Origin of the sequence: Streptomyces sp. NBC_00377, from assembly GCF_036075115.1 — a bacterium.
In the GTDB taxonomy this organism is placed as follows: domain Bacteria; phylum Actinomycetota; class Actinomycetes; order Streptomycetales; family Streptomycetaceae; genus Streptomyces.
This window is the reverse complement of sequence record NZ_CP107958.1, coordinates 5,900,294-5,917,212: the sequence shown is the minus strand read 5'-3', so window position 1 is coordinate 5,917,212 and position 16,919 is coordinate 5,900,294. Positions and strand designations below refer to the sequence as shown.

The following is a 16,919-nucleotide window of genomic DNA, read 5'->3' as shown; positions in this document are numbered from 1 at the left end:
GAGTCAGGCAGGGCAGTCGTGTCAGCGGCCGGGCTGCGAGGGGTCGTACGAGGATGTGGGTGGCGGCGAGCTGTACTGCGACACCTGCGGTCTGGCCCCGGTCGTCTCGTCCGGGGGTCTCCCCTCCGGGGAAGGCCTGCTCGGCTCACCGCCGACCGGGGTGACCGGAGGCGGCAAGGGCTCGTCGGGCAGCGCCAGTTCACGTACCAGTGCGCGCAGTACCCGAACGTCGTCGCAGTCGTCGAAGTCGCGCCGCTCGGTGTCGGGGCGGCTCTCGCGGTCGCTCTCGGGCACTTCGACGGGCCGTTCGGTGTCGGTGCGCAGCTCCGGCTCGACCGCCGGTTCCTCCGGGCGGGCCCGGCTCGGCGCCGGACTGGTCATGGTGCCGCAGGTACCGAGGCCCGACCCGCGCGCGATGGTGCTGGACAACCCCGAGGTGCCCGAGCGCAAGCGGTTCTGCTCGCGGTCCGACTGCGGTGCCCCGGTGGGCCGTTCACGAGGCGAGCGGGACGGACGCACGGAGGGCTTCTGCACCAAGTGCGGCCACCCGTACTCCTTCGCGCCGAAGCTGAAGGCCGGCGACGTCGTGCACGGCCAGTACGAGGTCGTGGGCTGTCTCGCGCACGGCGGGCTCGGCTGGATCTACCTGGCCATCGACCGTCCGGTGGGCGACCGGTGGGTCGTTCTGAAGGGCCTGCTGGACACCGGCGACCAGGACGCGATGGCCGCGGCCATCTCCGAGCGGCGCTTCCTCTCCGAGATCGAGCACGCCAGCATCGTGCGGATCTACAGCTTCGTCGAACACCTCGACCAGCGCACCGGCTCCCTCGACGGCTACATCGTCATGGAGTACATCGGCGGCAAGTCCCTGAAGGAGATCGCCAACGACCGCCGCACACCGCAGGGCAAGCGGGACCCGCTTCCCGTCGAGCAGGCGTGCGCGTACGGCATCGAGGCGCTCGAGGCGCTCGGCCATCTGCACAGCCGCAACCTGCTGTACTGCGACTTCAAGGTCGACAACGCGATCCAGACCGAGGACCAGCTCAAGCTGATCGACATGGGCGCGGTCAGAAGGATGGACGACGACGAGTCGGCCATCTACGGCACGGTCGGCTACCAGGGCCCCGAGGTCGCGGAGGTCGGCCCGTCGGTCGCGTCGGACCTGTACACGGTGGGCCGTACGCTCGCCGTCCTGACCTTCGACTTCCAGGGCTACACGACCGTCTTCGTCGACTCCCTGCCCGACCCCGACAACATCGAGGTGTTCCGCCAGTACGAGTCGTTCTACCGGCTGCTGGTCCGCGCCACCGACCCCGACCCGGCCCGCAGGTTCGCCTCCGCGCAGGAGATGGCGGAGCAGCTCACGGGTGTGCTGCGCGAGGTCGTGTCGGTCCAGAGCGGGCGGGCCCGGCCCGCGCTGTCGACCCTGTTCGGGCCCGAGATCAAGGTCACGGACACCGAGCTGTTCCCGAAGGTGGACGGTGAGGTGTCACGGCTGGGCGCGCGCGTCGCGGTCAACCCCTCGCGCCGGAGCGGTGGTTCGAAAACCGTAGCGGCCCTCGTCGGCGGCAAGGGCAACGGGGCCACCTCACCCGGCACCGCTCCCGCTCTGACCGGTGTGGCCCCCGCCTTCGCCGGGAGCGCCGCTGCGGCCCTCCCGGGCGCCGCTCCCGCGCACGCCGGTCACACCGCGCTGCCGGGTGCCGGCGGCATCGCGTCGGCCGGGACCGGCAGCACCGTCGCCGCGAGCGCTGTCGCCCCCGGCCTCGTCAAGGCCGTTCCCGCGCCCGCCGCCGCGCTCGCCCTGCCCGTCCCGCACGTCGACGCCTCCGACCCCAACGCGGGTTTCCTCGCCGGCCTGCTGACATCCGCGCCCGCCGAGCTGATCACGGCTCTCGCGGCCGCGCCGGCGCCGTCGGTCGAGACCCGGCTGCGGCAGATCCGCGCCTGGCTGGAGAACGGCGACCACCAGGCGGCCCTCATGTCCCTTCAGATCCTGGAGGGCGAACGGCCCGACGACTGGCGGGTGGTGTGGTACCGGGGTGTGACCTCGCTGGTCACCGGTGACCACGAGGGCGCCGCACTCGCCTTCGACGCGATCTACGACGCCTTCCCGGGTGAAACCGCGCCCAAGCTGGCGCTCGGCCTGTGCGCGGAGGTGCTGGGGCAGTTGGACAACGCCGCCGAGTACTACCGCCTGGTGTGGTCGACCGACCCGAGCTACGTGAGCTCCGCGTTCGGCCTGGCCCGCGTGCAGTTCGCGGCCGGCGACCGCAAGGGCGCCGTACGGACGCTGGAGTCGGTGCCCGAGTCCTCCATCCACTACACGGCGGCGCGGGTGGCCGCCGTGCGCGCCCGGCTCCGTCAGCGGACGGCCCTCGCCTCCGACGTACCCTTCGTCGAGGACCTCTCCGCCGCCGCGGCCCAGGTCGAGGCGCTGGACGCGTACGGTCTGGATCCGAAGCGGCGCGAGCAGTTGTCCGCGGAAGTCCTCGGCTGCGCCCTCGACTGGATACTCTCCGGTGGCCAGGGCGCCGGCCCGGCCGCCCGGGTACTGCTCGGCAGTGAACTGGACGAGCGGGGGCTGCGCTTCGGCCTGGAGCGCTCGTACCGCACGCTGGCCCGGCTGGCGACGGGCGGCGAGGAAAGGATCGACCTGGTGGAACGTGCCAATCGTTACCGCCCCCGGACGTGGGTGTAGTTGATGTCCCAGATGCCCCGACAGGCCGCCCTGCCGACGTGTCCGAGCTGTGCGGAGCCGCTCGACGCGGGTGACCGCTTCTGCGGTGCGTGCGGATACGACCTGTCCGCCGCACCGCGGCGCCCGGACGACCACCCGACCCTCACGATGAACGGCTCGCCCCAACCGCCCCCGACGCCGACGGGTCCGACGGTGAGCGGTACGGCCACGCCGGGTGCCGGTGTGAGCGGTGGTGTGAGCGGTGGTGTGAGCGGTGCGGGTCACAGCGCTGCCGTTGACAACGGTGCCGTCGGCGCCCTGAGTGGCGCCGCCGGAGTCAGTGGTGCCGCCGGTCTCAGTGGTGCCGCCGGTCCCGGTGGTGCGGGTGCGAGCGGTGCCACCGCCGCGGCGCTGCCGCCCCACGGTGCACTGCCGCCACCGTCGGCACCCGGAGCGCCAGCGCCTTCGTATGCCGGAGGTCCGGTGCCGCCAAGCGCCGGAGTTCCGGGCCCTTCGGGCGGCGGAGGTCCGGTTCCACCGGGCGCAGGGGGCCCGGGCGCGTCGGGCTCCGGAGTGCCGGGGCCGTCGGCCCCCGGCTCCCCGCTCCCGCCGGCCGCCGGCGGATCTCCCGTATCCGGGCCGTCCGGTGTCACCGGGGACGCCGGTGTCTCCGGTGTGCGGTTCGACCGGCCCGCGGAGCCCGACGAGTACGCCCTCCAGGCGCCGGACCCCCGGGTGGCCGCCGAGGCCGCCGCGGTGGCCGAGACCACCCAGGTGTGCGTGGCCTGCCGGGCGGGCCGGGTCGACGACGACGGGTACTGCGAGAACTGCGGACACGCCCAACCGCGCGAACGCGACCACATGGAGCTGGAGTCGGGCCCCATGGCCGCCGTCAGCGACCGCGGTCTGCGTCATCACCGCAACGAGGACGCCTTCGGTCTCGGCCGCGCCGCCCTGCCCGACGGCTCCCCCGCGCTCGTGGCGATCGTCTGCGACGGCGTGTCCTCCGCGACCCGCCCCGACGACGCCTCCCTCGCCGCGTCGAAGGCGGCCAGGGAGTCGCTGCTCGCCGCCCTGCCGCAGGGCACGCACCCGCAGCAGGCCATGCACGAGGCGATCGTCGCCGCCTCGTACGCGGTCAACGCGCTGGCCGACGAGCCGGCCACGGCCCGGGAACACGCCCCGCACCAGAACGCCCCGGCCTGCACCCTCGTCGGGTCGATCGTCACGCCCGGGCTGCTCGTCGTCGGCTGGGTCGGTGACAGCCGCGCCTACTGGGTCCCGGCGGACCGGAGTTCCTCTCCGGCCCGGCTCACAGAGGACGATTCCTGGGCCGCCCAGATGGTCGCGGCGGGCCTGATGAACGAGGCGGAGGCCTACGCCGACGAGCGCGCCCACGCGATCACCGGCTGGCTCGGCGCCGACGCCTACGAACTGGAACCGCACACCGCTTCCTTCAAGCCGGACCGGCCCGGTGTGGTGGTGGTGTGCACGGACGGTCTGTGGAACTACGCGGAGGCGGCCGAGGACATGGCCGAGGTCGTCCCACCGGACGCCTGCGCCCGGCCGCTGCACAGCGCACAGGTCCTGGTCGGTCACGCCCTGGACGGCGGGGGCCACGACAACGTAACAGTGGCCGTCGTACCGTTCCCCGCCCCCGCGCAGGGGGCAGGATCGGCCTGAGGCCGCAAACACGGAAGAACCCGGAAAACCGAAACACCAGGCGAAAACCCGAAACACGCGAAACGCCCGCAACGGAAGCAACACCCGCAACATCGGTACACACGGGGAAAGACCGAACACACGGGGAAGCACGGGGAAGCACGCGTACGGACCGGTGGGGACCGGTCCGCAGCCAGTCATCGCCCCGCGAACGCGTGGGGTCTCCGAGGGGGATGTGAGTAGGCATGGCCAATTTCTCGAAATCACACGTGCCGCAGTTCTCGGTCGACGTCTATCAGAACGAGTACCTGCCGGAGGGCGGCCGCGAGGTCAACGCGATCGTCACGGTCACCTCCACCGGCGGCGGCACGGTGGGCAGCGCGGCGGCCGCGCCGCACCTCTACTCGCCGAGCCAGGGTCCGTCCGCCGCCGTGGCGATCATGGTGGACTGTTCCGGCTCGATGGACTATCCGCCGACCAAGATGCGCAACGCGCGCGACGCCACCGCCGCCGCGATCGACACCCTGCGCGACGGTGTGCACTTCTCGGTGATCGGCGGCACGCACGTCGCCAAGGAGGTCTACCCGGGCGGCGGCCGGCTCGCGGTCGCAGACGCGACCACCCGCGACCAGGCCAAGCAGGCGCTGCGCCGGCTGAGCGCGGGCGGCGGCACGGCGATCGGCACGTGGCTGCTGCTGGCCGACCGGCTGCTGTCCTCGGCGGACGTCGCGATCCGGCACGGCATCCTGCTCACCGACGGCCGCAACGAGCACGAGACGCCGCAGGACCTCAGGGCCGCCCTCGACGACTGTGCCGGACGCTTCACCTGTGACGCCCGTGGCGTCGGCACCGACTGGGAAGTGAAAGAAGTCACAGGGATCGCCTCCGCCCTGCTCGGCACGGCCGACATCGTCGCCGACCCGACCGGGCTCGCCACCGACTTCACACAGATGATGGAGACGGCGATGGGGAAGGAGGTCGCGGACGTGGCGCTGCGGCTGTGGACCCCGGTCGGCACCGCCATCAAGTTCGTCAAGCAGGTCGCGCCGACGGTCGAGGAACTGACCGGGCGCCGTACGGAGGCGGGCCCTCGCGCGGGCGACTATCCCACCGGCTCCTGGGGCGACGAGTCCCGCGACTACCACGTGTGCGTCGAGGTCCCGGCCGCGAACGTCGGCCAGGAGATGCTCGCCGCGCGGGTCTCGCTGGTCATTCCGCAGGCTGCGGGCGCCCCGGCCGGGGGCGGCGCAGGCGCCGTCCAGAACCTCGGCGCGCAGGGTCTCGTGAAGGCCGTCTGGACCGACGACATGGCCGCCTCCACGTCGATCAACCCTCAGGTCGCGCACTACACGGGCCAGGCCGAACTGGCACAGGTCATCCAACAAGGGCTTGACCTTCGCAAAGCGGGCGATATGGACGGAGCAACGGCCAAACTGGGCCGTGCCGTTCAGCTCGCGAGCGCCTCGGGGAACGGTGATACTGCGAAACTGCTTGCGAAGGTGGTGGACGTGGTCGACGCCACGACAGGTACTGTGCGACTGAAGGCGAAGGTCACGGACGCCGACGAGATGACGCTCGAGACCCGGTCCACAAAGACTGTTCGTGTAAAGAAGTGACCTGAACACGCTTGAGGGACACCGAAGGAGAGAGGGGGACGCGCCGACATGCCGACCTGCCCGAACGGACACCAGTCGGGTTCCGACGACTGGTGCGAGGTCTGCGGTCACCGCATGGCCGGTGCCGTACCTCCGCCTCCTCCCCCACCGCCTCCGACGGCCGGTGGCTACGGCTTTCCGCCCCCGCCCGGCCAGGGCCAGGGCGGCCCCCCCGGTGGACGGCACCTGTCGTCCGTACCGGACCACGATCCCGAACTCTGCCCGCAGTGCCGCACGCCCCGTGAGGGCGGTGCGCCGTTCTGCGAGGAGTGCCGGTGGAACTTCCTGACCAACACGGCCACCTCGTACACCCCGGCCGCCCCGCGCCCGACAGGTCCGGGCCCCGGCCAGGGTCCCGGCGGTCCGGGTCCCGGGGGCCCCGGCGCACCCGGTCCTGGCGGTCCCGGTCCGGGCGGGGGCTATCAGCCGCCACCGCCGTCCTACGGAGGCGGCGACTCGTTCGACTACCAGAGCTCCCGGCCGTCGCAGGTGAACCGTCCCGCAGAACCGATCCCGCCGTTCGGCGGCGAACCGTCGGGCCCGGGCGGTCCCGGCGGACAGGGCAGACACGGCGGCGGACAGGGCAGGCCCGGCGGTCCGGGCGGTCCTGTCGGCGGTCCGCCCGCGGGTGCCTTCGGGCGTGACCCGTCCGCCCAGGGCGGCGATCCCTTCCGGCGCGAGCCTTCCGGCCAGGGCGGCGACCCCTTCGGTCAGCCCGCCGGTCCCGGGGGCCGTCCCCCCGGTCCGCCCGGCGACCCCTTCGGACGCGAGCCGTCGGCGCAGCCCTCGGACCCCTACCGGCGCGAGCAGACCGGACAGGCCTCCGACCCCTTCGGTCAGCCTTCCGGCCAGGGTGGCGACCCCTTCCGCCGTGAGCCTTCCGGCCAGGGCGGCGACCCCTTCGGTCAGCCTTCCGGCCAGGGCGGCGATCCGTTCCGCCGTGAGCCTTCCGGCCAGGGCGGCGATTCCTTCGGTCGGCCTTCCGGACCCGGGGGCCGCCCTCAGGGTGCGCCCGGTCCCGGCGGCTTCGGCGCCGACCCCTCGCGGCCCGTTCCGCCGCCGCCCGGCCCCACTCCGACGGCCGGTCCCGGGATACCGCCGGGCCAGGGCGGCTTCGGCGGCGGCCCGGGTGATCCCCGTGCTCAGGGTGGCCCCGGCGCCCCGCAGGCCTTCCAGTCGTCCGGCGCGACCGCCCCGCCCGCGTTCCCGCAGGAGACGGGCCGCCCCCAGCCCGGCGGCCGGCCGTTCGGCGGTGACGACGACTGGGTGATCTCCCCGCCGTCGAACACCGGCCCCGGCCAGGGCTCGCCCGGTGGCCCTGGTGGTCCCGGCCAGGCTCAGGGCGGTGGTTACGGCTACCCGCAGCCCGGCGCCAACCAGGCACCGCCCCCGCCCGGCCAGGGCTTCCCGCAGCAGCCGGCCACCTGGACGGTGACCATCGGACCGGACCGCGCGTACTTCATGGCGATGATGCACCGCTCGGGTCCCGAGGCCGCGGGTCTGAACCTGCCCGCGTACTCGCCCGAGCAGCAGCGTCCGCTCACCGGCAACCAGTTCACCATCGGCCGCCGCCGGCACTCCACCGGTGAGACTCCCGACCTGGACCTGTCGGTGCCGCCGGAGGACCCGGGCGTCTCGCACCAGCACGCGGTACTGGTTCAGCAGCCCGACGGCAGCTGGGCGGTCGTCGACCAGAACTCGACGAACGGCACCACGGTCAACGGCTCGGAAGAACCGATCCAGCCGTTCGTCCCGGTACCGCTCCAGGACGGCGACCAGGTGCACGTGGGCGCCTGGACGACGATCACCATCCGCCGCGGCTAGTGCCGTGACCGGAAGGGTCTGCCGGAGCCGGTGAACCCTTCCGGTCACGGCACCGGACACCGGAGGGGCAGGTCCCGGCCGCCCGGCCTGCCCGACCGACATCCATCGAGCCTACGGACCCGACGGATCCGGCAGGGGCCACGCGTACGGCCCCTCCGGTTCGTCGAGCCACGCCCACGCGTGCCCGGCGTCCAGCGTGATGCCGTACCTCTCCCGTCCCGGCATGCCCTCGCGTTCCCACAGGGCGGCCGCCTCCTGTGGGTCGAGGGTGCCCCGGGTCAGGGACAGCAGGAAGCGGAACAGGTCGTTCTCCCGGGCCCGGCGGGGCACCCCGGCGAGCGCCACCGGTTCCGGCTCCGACCGGTCCGACCCGCGCAGCGGCACGAAGTAGGCCCCGGTCTCCAGGAACCGCCCCTCGGCATGTCCGGCGTCCCGGACGGTCAGCGCGATCAGCCCGGTGGCCAGCGGCGCCAGGATCAGCGCTCCGGGAGCGCACTGGGCGAGCCAGGCGCGCGGGACCGACGTCAGCGTGCAGGTGGCGATGATCCGGTCGAAGGGGGCGCGTTCTGGAACCCCTCGCGCCCCGTCCCCGGTGACGACGGTCGGCCGGTACCCGGCCTCTTCGAGATGCCGACGGGCCGACTCCGTGATCTCCGGATCCAGGTCGACGGTGGTGACGTTCCCGTCGCCGAGCCGGTACGACAGCAGCGCCGCGTTGTACCCGGTGCCCGCGCCGATCTCCAGGACCCGGTGGCCGTCCTCGACCCGCAGCTCGGCCAGCATCAACGCCATCAGCGAGGGCTGGCTGCTGGAGGAGAGCAGCACACCGTCGCGCAGCCGGGTGGCCAGCGGGGTGTCCTCGTACGCGCCCCGCAGCCAGCGTTCCCGGGAGCGCGGGTCGGGGCTCTCGCCCCAGCGCCGTTCGTATCCGCCGGCGCCGCTGACGTAGTAGTACGGCACGAAGAGGTGACGCGGGACCACCGCGAAGGCGTCCCGCCAGCGCGGACCGGCGGCGAAGGCCCCGCTCGCCTCGATCGCGCGCAGCAGCACGGCCCGTGCCGATACGGCGAGATCGTCGAGATCCTGGTCGAGTGCGTCCGCGCTCATGCCTCCACTGTGCGGCGCGCGGCGCCGGGAAGCGAGCCACTGGGGACGGCCGGTGTGAGCGGCCGAGGATGAGCAGCCTGGGGGGAGAGGCCGGTGGGGAGGGACTGGTGGAGAGGGGCCGGTGGGGAGGGACTGGTGGAGAGGGGCCGGTGGGGAGGGGCTGGTGAGGAGCGGCCGGTGAGCGGTCCTAAGCCTCAAGTCCTCCGTCTCCCGGTCTGAGACCATGGGAGGCGTGAAAGAGATTCGGCGCGGCACGCTTCAGGAGCAGACCTTCTACGAGCAGGTCGGTGGGGAGGAGACCTTCCGCCGGCTGGTCCACCGTTTCTATCAGGGAGTCGCCGAGGACCCCTTCCTTCGGCCCATGTACCCGGAGGAGGACCTGGGCCCGGCCGAGGAGCGTTTCGCGTTGTTCCTCATGCAGTACTGGGGCGGTCCGACGACCTACAGCGAGAACCGCGGCCACCCCCGGCTGCGCATGCGGCACGCGCCCTTCGTGGTGGACCGGGCCGCGCACGACGCCTGGCTGAAGCACATGCGGGTCGCGGTCGACGAGCTCGGTCTCTCCGAGGAGCACGAGCACACCCTGTGGAACTACCTGACCTACGCGGCGGCGTCGATGGTGAACACCCCGGAGTAGCCTCGACGGGATCCGGCGGGATCCCGCGGGATGTGGCCGGGCAGACCCGGCGGAGACGCGCAGGAAGCCCGCGTGCCGGAGATCCTGCCGCCGAACCTTCCGCGGGCCGAGCACGGCACGTATCCGCGGAGACGTGCCGGACATGACAGGCCCGGGAGGATGTCCCCGGAGACGCGTACTCGGGTGCGCGGCGGGCGTCGTCAGCGCACGCTGACGTCGAGCATCCCCAGCCGCCCCTCCCGGCGTACCGCGATCGACCCGTACGGTGTGCGCAGCCGCAGCCACGCACCGAGCGAGAGCAGCCGCAGCCCCTCCGGACCCGTCGAGGGCCGCAGGAATCCGAGCGACTGGGCCGCGTGCACGGCACGCACGGGAAGCCCGGTGTCCCCGATCGTCCGGGACCAGATGTCCCGTCCGATCCGGTCCAGTTCGGCCCGCGTGCGCAGCTCGGCCGCCAACCCCTCGGTACGGGAACGGAATTCACCGATCGCCGCACCGACCGTCGCGCGCAGCGAGTCAGGTGCGGGCAGCCCCGCCTCGGGCCGCCACCCGCCGCGCGGCGGCAGCACACCGGCCCACGGCGGTCCCGTGACGGCCTCGGGCACCGCGGCCGTCGCCGCGCTCTCCTCGACGGACTCCAGCAGCTCACCCGCCGACACGGTCACGTCCAGCGTGACGTCGAGGCCGTTCTCGTACGGCTTGGCCAGCCGGACCGCGCGGATCGCGAGCACCTCGAAGGAGGGCGGCCGGCCGAAGACGGCAAGGGCGGTACCGGCCGCCTGGAGCCGCACCGCCGCTCCACGGTCGTAGTGGAGCAGCCGGGAGAGGAAGGCCGCGAAGTCCGCCGCCTCCCCCTCGTCGGCGAGGTGGAGCACCGTCATGCGGCGACGGCCTCCTTGCCGGCGTCCTTCGCGTCGCCCCGGTCGTCCCCGTACTCCTCGAGGAACTCGCGCTCCTCAGCGGTGATCCGGCGCGGCCGCTGTGCCTCGAAGTCGAACGGCACGATGACGGTGGAGGCCCGGACGTACAAGACGTCCCCGTCCTTCACCTCGTAGCAGATCGTGAAGGACGCGGCCCTTATCTGGGTGACCCACAGCTCGATGTCGACCGGCGAGTGCCGGTGCACGAGCTGCCGCTTGTAGTCGATCTCGTGGCGCGCCACCACGGACCCCTGCTTGAAGTCCTTCTCCGGGCGGAACAGGAAGTCGATACGGGCTTCCTCCAGATAGCGGAGGAAGACCACGTTGTTGACGTGGCCGTACGCGTCCATGTCCGCCCAGCGCAGTGGGCAGCGGTAGATGTGCCGCAAGATCGATCAGCCCCGGGTCAGCTTCTTGTAGGTGGCACGGTGCGGACGCGCGGCGTCCGCGCCCAGCCGCTCGATCTTGTTCTTCTCGTACGACTCGAAGTTGCCCTCGAACCAGAACCACTTGGAGTCACCCTCGTAGGCGAGGATGTGCGTGGCGACCCGGTCCAGGAACCACCGGTCGTGGGAGACGACCACGGCGGCACCCGGGAACTCCAGCAGCGCGTTCTCCAGGGAGGACAGCGTCTCGACGTCCAGGTCGTTCGTCGGCTCGTCGAGGAGGAGCAGGTTGCCGCCCTGCTTGAGGGTGAGCGCCAGGTTCAGACGGTTGCGCTCACCACCGGAGAGCACACCGGCCGGCTTCTGCTGGTCCGGACCCTTGAACCCGAACGCGGAGACGTACGCGCGGGACGGCATCTCCACCTGGCCCACGTTGATGTAGTCCAGCTCATCGCTGACGACGGCCCACAGCGACTTCTTCGGGTCGATGTTCTCGCGGCTCTGGTCGACGTACGAGATCTTGACGGTGTCGCCGACCTTGATGCTGCCGGAGTCCGGGTCCTCGAGCCCCTGGATCATCTTGAAGAGGGTGGTCTTGCCGGCGCCGTTCGGGCCGATGATGCCGACGATCCCGTTACGCGGCAGCGTGAAGCTGAGATCGTCGATGAGCACCTTCTCGCCGAAGGCCTTGGAGAGGTTGCTGACCTCGACGACGATGGAGCCCAGACGCGGGCCCGGCGGGATCTGGATCTCCTCGAAGTCCAGCTTCCGCATCTTGTCGGCCTCGGCAGCCATCTCCTCGTACCGGGCGAGACGCGCCTTGGACTTGGCCTGACGCCCCTTGGCGTTGGACCGCACCCACTCGAGCTCCTCCTTCAGACGCTTCGCCCGCTTGGCGTCCTTCTGCCCCTCCACCTTGAGGCGGCTCGCCTTGGTTTCGAGGTAGGTGGAGTAGTTGCCCTCGTAGGGATGGGCGCGCCCGCGGTCGAGCTCGAGGATCCACTCGGCGACGTTGTCGAGGAAGTACCTGTCGTGGGTGACGGCGACGACGGTGCCGGGGTACTTCGCGAGGTGCTGCTCCAGCCACTGCACGGACTCGGCGTCCAGGTGGTTGGTGGGCTCGTCGAGCAGCAGCAGGTCGGGGGCCTCGAGCAGCAGCTTGCACAGCGCGACGCGGCGGCGCTCACCACCGGAGAGGTTGGTGACGGGCCAGTCGCCGGGCGGGCAGCCCAGGGCGTCCATGGCCTGCTCCAGCTGGGTGTCCAGGTCCCACGCGTTGGCGTGGTCCAGGTCCTCCTGGAGCTTGCCCATCTCGTCCAGCAGCGCGTCCGAGTAGTCGGTCGCCATCAGCTCGGCGACCTCGTTGAAGCGCTTGAGCTTGCCCATGATCTCGGCTGCGCCGTCCTGCACGTTCTCCAGAACGGTCTTGGACTCGTCGAGCGGCGGCTCCTGGAGGAGCATCCCGACGCTGTACCCCGGCGAGAGGAACGCGTCACCGTTGGAGGGGTGCTCGAGTCCCGCCATGATCTTGAGAACGGTGGACTTACCGGCACCGTTCGGCCCGACCACACCGATCTTCGCGCCGGGCAGGAAGCTCAGCGTGACGTCGTCAAGGATGACCTTGTCGCCGTGTGCCTTGCGCGTCTTGCGCATGGTGTAGATGTACTCAGCCAAGAGAAACCGTCCGGCAGCTTGAAATCTGGCAGTGGGCAGATACACCCCATCTTGCCTGAGGTCCACCCCTGGGTGTTAACCCGTTTGCCCGGGGACGCCTGACCTGGGGTTTCACCAGGGACGGCCGTGGCGCACCGGTCATCACCCGTCACCGGCCCGTGACCGCGGTCACCGCCGCCCGCCCCGGAATCAGCCGGCAGAAGGCCCCGCGGACAACCCACGGACGGCCCTCGACCAGCCCGTCGACCATATGAAGTAGATGCCCCGAAGACCGTTCGGGCACTGGTCCAGGGCACTGACCTCGGACCAGTTGTTGGCCTTCGCCGTCTGCTCAGTCGCAGCGCGGGTCTGTTGAGCCAGGAAGAGCAGCGAGAACAGAACAGCCAGCAAGCCTCCGACAGCCGTCACGTCAGCGACCATGTCCTCCCCCAAAGACTCCGGAGGACCAGCATCCCCGTCCGGCTCGTGCGGCTCAAGACGGCCTCGGCCGTCACCGGCCCGGAGACAGCCCCATCCGGCTCGGGCTCACGCGCCGGGCGCTCGGAAGGGGACCTGGCGACGGGTGGCCTCGTCGACCTCGTCGAGGGTGAGGAGCGGCGTGGCCCGGGTGCGGAGCGCTCCGCTCGCCTTGACGGTGAGGCTGGCGGCGGCCATGGACACCGGGTCGGGGAGGTCGAGGATGCACACGAGGTCGTCCTCTCCGAAGGCGAAGTACATGGCCTCGACCGTCCCGCCGAGACCGGCGACGACGCGCTCGACGGCCTCGCGGCGGCCGCTCGCGCCTTCCCTGAGGAGGCCCTTGGACCCCTCGGTCGTGTAGGTGGCTTGGATGAGGAACTTCGGCATAGGGCGCTCCCTGCCCGCGACTTGTCCGGTCGGGGATGACCTTCCCGTCGTCACGTCCGCCACCGAGCCACCGACGCGGGATTCACTCGCACGCCACGACCGCATCGGCGTGCGCACATATGTCCGGGACCCAGCCGACGACCGGGCTTCGTCGATGGCCGGAGGCACCCCGCCGACGGCGGCCACGCACGGAGCCGGTCACCCGTGTCCGTACATGGGTGACCGGCCCGGAGCGACGTGCACCGGCCCTCGGCCGGGAAGCGTCCAAGATCGAGCGCAACGGCTGTCAGCCGCCCACGTACCAGCTGAAGCCGCCGTTGCTGGCGGCGACGGCCAGGAGCACGAGCCACAGCACCACGTCGACGACACCGAGGATGATGCCGGCCTTCGCCATTCCGGCGCCGCTCCTGACCCCTGCCTGGCGTCGGGCGACGGCACCGAAGATGATGGCCAGGGGGCCCAGCACGATGTTCAGGATGAACAGTCCGACGATGCCGCAGGAGAGACTCGCGATCGCCAGGCCGTTGGTGCGCGATCCGGAGGACGCAGTAGAAGAGTTGCCGTAACTCGCCATCGGATACTCCCGGTTGTCGGTTGCACGGACCGAACGGGCCATGCGCTCCTTACGTTCGACTTGTTGCTCCGAGTGCCCCTTCGAGGCGTTCCCATGTCGACGAGCCGTCAGATTCACGGCGATGGAGCGCGACGGACCGCATCTTCCCCAGACGTGCGAGGCGGTTCGCCTCGGCGCACCCCGCCCTGACATCACTGCGGTCGGATCAGTGCCGACGGTTCAGTGCCGACGGTTCAGTGCCGGTGGTTCAGTGCCGGTGGTTCTCCTTGCGACCCACGATCAGCAGGGCAGCTCCGCCGATGACCACCAGGCCGATGGCTGTTCCCGCGATGAGAGGGGTGGCGCTGGTGCCACCCGTCGCGGCGAGGTCGGTGTCGGCGACGGAGGTGCCGCCCACCGTGGCCGGGCTGGGCTCGCTGAGCGTCTGGGTGGTCAGGTCGGCGGCCTCGTCGGACTGGGTCTCACAGTCCAGGACGCCGGTGAAGCGACTCTGGACGCCTTGCGGGCTGTTGATCGTGAAGTCGTAGGCCTGGTCCTCCTGGAGCGGGATCGTCACCGTGCGGGACGCACCGGCCGGCATGGCGTACGCGGTCCCCATCAGCTCGAAGGTGAAGACCTGGTCGCCCCGGTTGGCGGCGGTGATGTCGACCCCGGACTTCGCGCAGTTCTTCGCCGCGGACAGTGCCGGTACCGCGCCCTGCACGGCCCAGGTCGCGTCGGCCTTCGCCGACACCGTCGACTCGCTGGAGCCGGCCAGGATCTGGGTCTGGCTGCGACTCTCGGAGGTGAAGGCACGGCCGACCGGGACGGTGGTGGAGGCCTGGACGGTCAGCTCCGCCGAGCCGTCGGCCGCGGTGGCGGGCACGTCGAAGAACAGCTGGCTGCCGTCCGTCGCGGAGGTGACGGCCTTGCCGTCCTTGCCGACGATCCGTACGCCACTGGTGGCGCCGTCCAGCGGGGGTGTCACGGTCACATCGCTCGCGTTGGTGTGCACCGTCACCGGACCGAGCAGCTCACCGGGGTGACCGGAGACGGCGGGCGTTTCGAGGGTGAGCGACGCCTCGGGCTCCGCCGCCGTGCGGGCGGCCTTCTGGAGGTAGTCGGCGAGCCGCTCGGCCTGCGGGTCGACGGCGTCGACGTCCGCGCCGTCCGAGTAGCGCCAGATGGCCACCTGGGTGCCGGCGGCCGCGTCCTGTTCGGTGAGGCCGCCGTCGATGCCGGCCCTGTCCGCGAGCGAGGCGAGGTTGTTCACCTGGGGGTAGGAGTTCTGGAGGATCCAGCTGATGCGGCCCGCGTTCCGGTTGGCTCCCAGCGAGGTGCCGCTCCAGGGTGTCTCCTGGTACCTGGCGTCCTTCTGCGTGGGGTTGTAGAGGTCGACGCAGTAGGTCTGCAAGGTGCCGCCACCCTCGACGGACATCTCGAACAGGCCGGCCGAGACCTCCTGATCGCCGCTGTCGGCGTGGATCACGGCGGCGCCGTAGGTCTTGAGGCCGCCTATCGTCGCGGTGGCCCCGCCCTGACTCTGTGTCACTTCGGTGGCGACGGCCGTGCCCGCGCCGGCGAGCACACCGACTGCGACGAAGCCGGACAACAACGTCGCCGCGGCAAGGCGGACCGCGCCTCGCCCGCGCGTGAACGGCGCGGAGAACGAAGAAATCACACAATTCCCCTTCGAGCGAGACCCGTTGATGTGGGGGGTACGGGTCCCACCAGCAGAATCAGAAGCCCCGTGAGCCACGTCCGGCATCCTAGAGATGTCGCGCACCACGCTTACCGGTCATGTCATCGGATCGCCGATCCGAATCGGAATCGTTATCCCCAAGATCGTCCCGGAGTCCGGCTTATCGACAAATGCACTTAGCCGTTCGAAGTGCATCCGCCGATAAGCCACAGTTCGGCCGGTGCCGGTCCGCTTCGGCCGGGGCAGGAACGTTGACTGTCCGTCACCGACCGGTCGCACGACAAAACGCAAGCTGCCGCCGGAAGCCCACGCGACCCGCACCGCACCCCGTCCTGCTTCAGCGCACCTCTTCAGGGCAGTCTTCAGCGCGCGCTTTCAACCCGGACCCCCTGTCGACGACCTCCGTCGACGGCCCCTGCCCACGGCCACGGCCACGACCTCGGCCACGGCCCCCGCTCACGTCACCGCCATCGGCTCGCGCCGCTGCGGGGTGTCAGGCTCCGGCTCGGCGGCATTCACGGCTGGTGTCTCCCAGTTGGGCTCGGGCCGCGCCGGCGGGCCGGCGGCCGTCCCCTCGGGGCGGCCGGAGCGCCGGAAGGCGGAGGTGCCCCGCGAGATGTCGTGGCCGATCGCCACGGCGTCGATGTCCGCCGACGTCCGGTTCTGCTGTCCCTCGCGCGACTCGGTGCGCACCTTCAGCCTGCCCTGCACCATCACCGGGTCACCGACGTTCAGCGAGGCCATCGCGTTGGTGGCCAGTTGCCGGTTGGCCCACACCGTGAAGAAGTTGGTGTGCCCGTCGGTCCACACACTCTTCTCGCGGTCCCAGTAGCGCGAGGTCACCGCCAGCCTGAACCTCGCCGACGCGCCCCCCGCCAGCTCCCGGTAGACGGGTCGGGTCGCCACGTTGCCGATCGCGCAGACCATCGTCTCGTTCATCACGAACCCCTCCTCGCCGGACGGTCGTACCGCCCGGATACACGTACGGGCCCGTCCCGTACGGCTGCGTCCGCCGTGACGTGCGCGGTCTCGTTCGCCGCGTACCGTCACCGCCTCGCGGCGACCACGTCCGTCGCGATCGCCGTGAAGCCAGACTGCCTCCGTCGGACCGGGCCCGCCGAGCACTGTGGATCACCACCCACGTGTGGAAATCTCCACCACCCGGAAGAGTGATCCACGCCCCCCTGCCTGCGGATCACCCCTTGTGGATCACACCCGCGGATGACCCGTTGAGCGGTCACGATCGCTGGTCACCCACCGTCGGCCGCAGGTC

General features: G+C 71.3%; 14 protein-coding genes. 5 read left to right on the top strand and 9 right to left on the bottom strand.

Annotation, left to right across the window (positions count from 1 at the left end; genetic code table 11):
• Nucleotides 1-21: 21 nt before the first annotated feature.
• On the bottom strand, nucleotides 22-381 hold the full coding sequence (locus OHS71_RS41385; RefSeq protein WP_443047055.1) for a hypothetical protein: 360 nt from the start codon (nucleotides 379-381) through the stop codon (nucleotides 22-24).
• Between OHS71_RS41385 and OHS71_RS26410 the strand changes: the two genes are divergently transcribed.
• The 4 genes from OHS71_RS26410 to OHS71_RS26395 all read left to right on the top strand — a co-directional run bounded on the left by OHS71_RS26410 (nucleotide 380) and on the right by OHS71_RS26395 (nucleotide 7,821).
• Nucleotides 380-2,701: a tetratricopeptide repeat protein gene (locus OHS71_RS26410; protein WP_443047054.1), complete on the top strand. Its 2,322-nt coding sequence runs from the start codon at nucleotides 380-382 to the stop codon at nucleotides 2,699-2,701. The genes OHS71_RS41385 and OHS71_RS26410 overlap by 2 nt on opposite strands.
• 3 nt (nucleotides 2,702-2,704) lie before the next feature.
• Nucleotides 2,705-4,363, top strand: coding sequence for a PP2C family serine/threonine-protein phosphatase (locus OHS71_RS26405; protein WP_328481814.1), 1,659 nt, complete (start codon nucleotides 2,705-2,707; stop codon nucleotides 4,361-4,363).
• Between the two features lie 224 nt (nucleotides 4,364-4,587).
• Nucleotides 4,588-5,958, top strand: a complete 1,371-nt coding sequence (locus OHS71_RS26400; protein WP_328481813.1) for a vWA domain-containing protein — start codon at nucleotides 4,588-4,590, stop codon at nucleotides 5,956-5,958.
• 48 nt (nucleotides 5,959-6,006) lie between these two features.
• Nucleotides 6,007-7,821 carry an FHA domain-containing protein gene (locus OHS71_RS26395; RefSeq protein ID WP_328481812.1) on the top strand — a complete coding sequence of 605 codons (1,815 nt, stop codon included), beginning with the start codon at nucleotides 6,007-6,009 and terminating at the stop codon, nucleotides 7,819-7,821.
• Nucleotides 7,822-7,932: 111 nt separating this feature from the next.
• Here OHS71_RS26395 and OHS71_RS26390 read toward each other — a convergent pair whose 3' ends face one another.
• Nucleotides 7,933-8,928, bottom strand: coding sequence for a methyltransferase domain-containing protein (locus OHS71_RS26390; protein ID WP_328481811.1), 996 nt, complete (start codon nucleotides 8,926-8,928; stop codon nucleotides 7,933-7,935).
• 223 nt (nucleotides 8,929-9,151) lie between these two features.
• Here OHS71_RS26390 and OHS71_RS26385 point away from each other — a divergent pair, with 223 nt between their 5' ends.
• Complete coding sequence (locus OHS71_RS26385; protein WP_328481810.1) at nucleotides 9,152-9,565, top strand: globin; 414 nt, start codon at nucleotides 9,152-9,154, stop codon at nucleotides 9,563-9,565.
• 200 nt (nucleotides 9,566-9,765) lie between these two features.
• Here the strand turns inward: OHS71_RS26385 and OHS71_RS26380 are convergent, their stop codons facing one another.
• The 7 genes from OHS71_RS26380 to OHS71_RS26350 form a co-directional block, all read right to left on the bottom strand.
• The gene (locus tag OHS71_RS26380) at nucleotides 9,766-10,446 is read right to left on the bottom strand and encodes a hypothetical protein (protein ID WP_328481809.1); all 681 of its coding nucleotides are present in this window, start codon (nucleotides 10,444-10,446) and stop codon (nucleotides 9,766-9,768) included.
• A complete protein-coding gene (locus OHS71_RS26375; RefSeq protein WP_328481808.1) occupies nucleotides 10,443-10,874 on the bottom strand; it encodes an acyl-CoA thioesterase in 432 nt (143 codons plus the stop codon). The genes OHS71_RS26380 and OHS71_RS26375 overlap by 4 nt, the downstream gene beginning before the upstream one ends.
• A 6-nt stretch (nucleotides 10,875-10,880) precedes the next feature.
• Nucleotides 10,881-12,545: an energy-dependent translational throttle protein EttA gene (gene ettA / locus OHS71_RS26370; RefSeq protein ID WP_328481807.1), complete on the bottom strand. Its 1,665-nt coding sequence runs from the start codon at nucleotides 12,543-12,545 to the stop codon at nucleotides 10,881-10,883.
• A 525-nt stretch (nucleotides 12,546-13,070) separates the two neighbouring features.
• Entirely contained in the window at nucleotides 13,071-13,391 is a 321-nt protein-coding gene (locus tag OHS71_RS26365) for a GYD domain-containing protein (RefSeq protein ID WP_328481806.1), read from the bottom strand.
• A gap of 286 nt (nucleotides 13,392-13,677) precedes the next feature.
• Nucleotides 13,678-13,965 (bottom strand): DUF4190 domain-containing protein, encoded by a 288-nt coding sequence (locus tag OHS71_RS26360; protein WP_328484652.1) that lies wholly within the window; start codon nucleotides 13,963-13,965, stop codon nucleotides 13,678-13,680.
• A gap of 247 nt (nucleotides 13,966-14,212) precedes the next feature.
• Nucleotides 14,213-15,625, bottom strand: a complete 1,413-nt coding sequence (locus OHS71_RS26355) for a TQXA domain-containing protein (protein ID WP_328481805.1) — start codon at nucleotides 15,623-15,625, stop codon at nucleotides 14,213-14,215.
• A gap of 477 nt (nucleotides 15,626-16,102) precedes the next feature.
• Nucleotides 16,103-16,585, bottom strand: coding sequence for a single-stranded DNA-binding protein (locus tag OHS71_RS26350; RefSeq protein WP_328481804.1), 483 nt, complete (start codon nucleotides 16,583-16,585; stop codon nucleotides 16,103-16,105).
• Nucleotides 16,586-16,919: the final 334 nt, after the last annotated feature.

What these genes read in the sequence shown, in the direction of transcription:
- OHS71_RS26360 (WP_328484652.1), bottom strand. Translation starts at nt 13,965, where the DNA reads ATGGCGAGTTACGGCAACTCTTCTACTGCGTCCTCCGGATCGCGCACC.
- OHS71_RS26400 (WP_328481813.1), top strand. Translation starts at nt 4,588, where the DNA reads ATGGCCAATTTCTCGAAATCACACGTGCCGCAGTTCTCGGTCGACGTC.
- OHS71_RS26390 (WP_328481811.1), bottom strand. Translation starts at nt 8,928, where the DNA reads ATGAGCGCGGACGCACTCGACCAGGATCTCGACGATCTCGCCGTATCG.
- OHS71_RS41385 (WP_443047055.1), bottom strand. Translation starts at nt 381, where the DNA reads ATGACCAGTCCGGCGCCGAGCCGGGCCCGCCCGGAGGAACCGGCGGTC.
- OHS71_RS26385 (WP_328481810.1), top strand. Translation starts at nt 9,152, where the DNA reads ATGGGAGGCGTGAAAGAGATTCGGCGCGGCACGCTTCAGGAGCAGACC.
- OHS71_RS26395 (WP_328481812.1), top strand. Translation starts at nt 6,007, where the DNA reads ATGCCGACCTGCCCGAACGGACACCAGTCGGGTTCCGACGACTGGTGC.
- OHS71_RS26365 (WP_328481806.1), bottom strand. Translation starts at nt 13,391, where the DNA reads ATGCCGAAGTTCCTCATCCAAGCCACCTACACGACCGAGGGGTCCAAG.
- OHS71_RS26350 (WP_328481804.1), bottom strand. Translation starts at nt 16,585, where the DNA reads ATGAACGAGACGATGGTCTGCGCGATCGGCAACGTGGCGACCCGACCC.
- OHS71_RS26410 (WP_443047054.1), top strand. Translation starts at nt 380, where the DNA reads ATGGTGCCGCAGGTACCGAGGCCCGACCCGCGCGCGATGGTGCTGGAC.
- OHS71_RS26380 (WP_328481809.1), bottom strand. Translation starts at nt 10,446, where the DNA reads ATGACGGTGCTCCACCTCGCCGACGAGGGGGAGGCGGCGGACTTCGCG.
- OHS71_RS26405 (WP_328481814.1), top strand. Translation starts at nt 2,705, where the DNA reads ATGTCCCAGATGCCCCGACAGGCCGCCCTGCCGACGTGTCCGAGCTGT.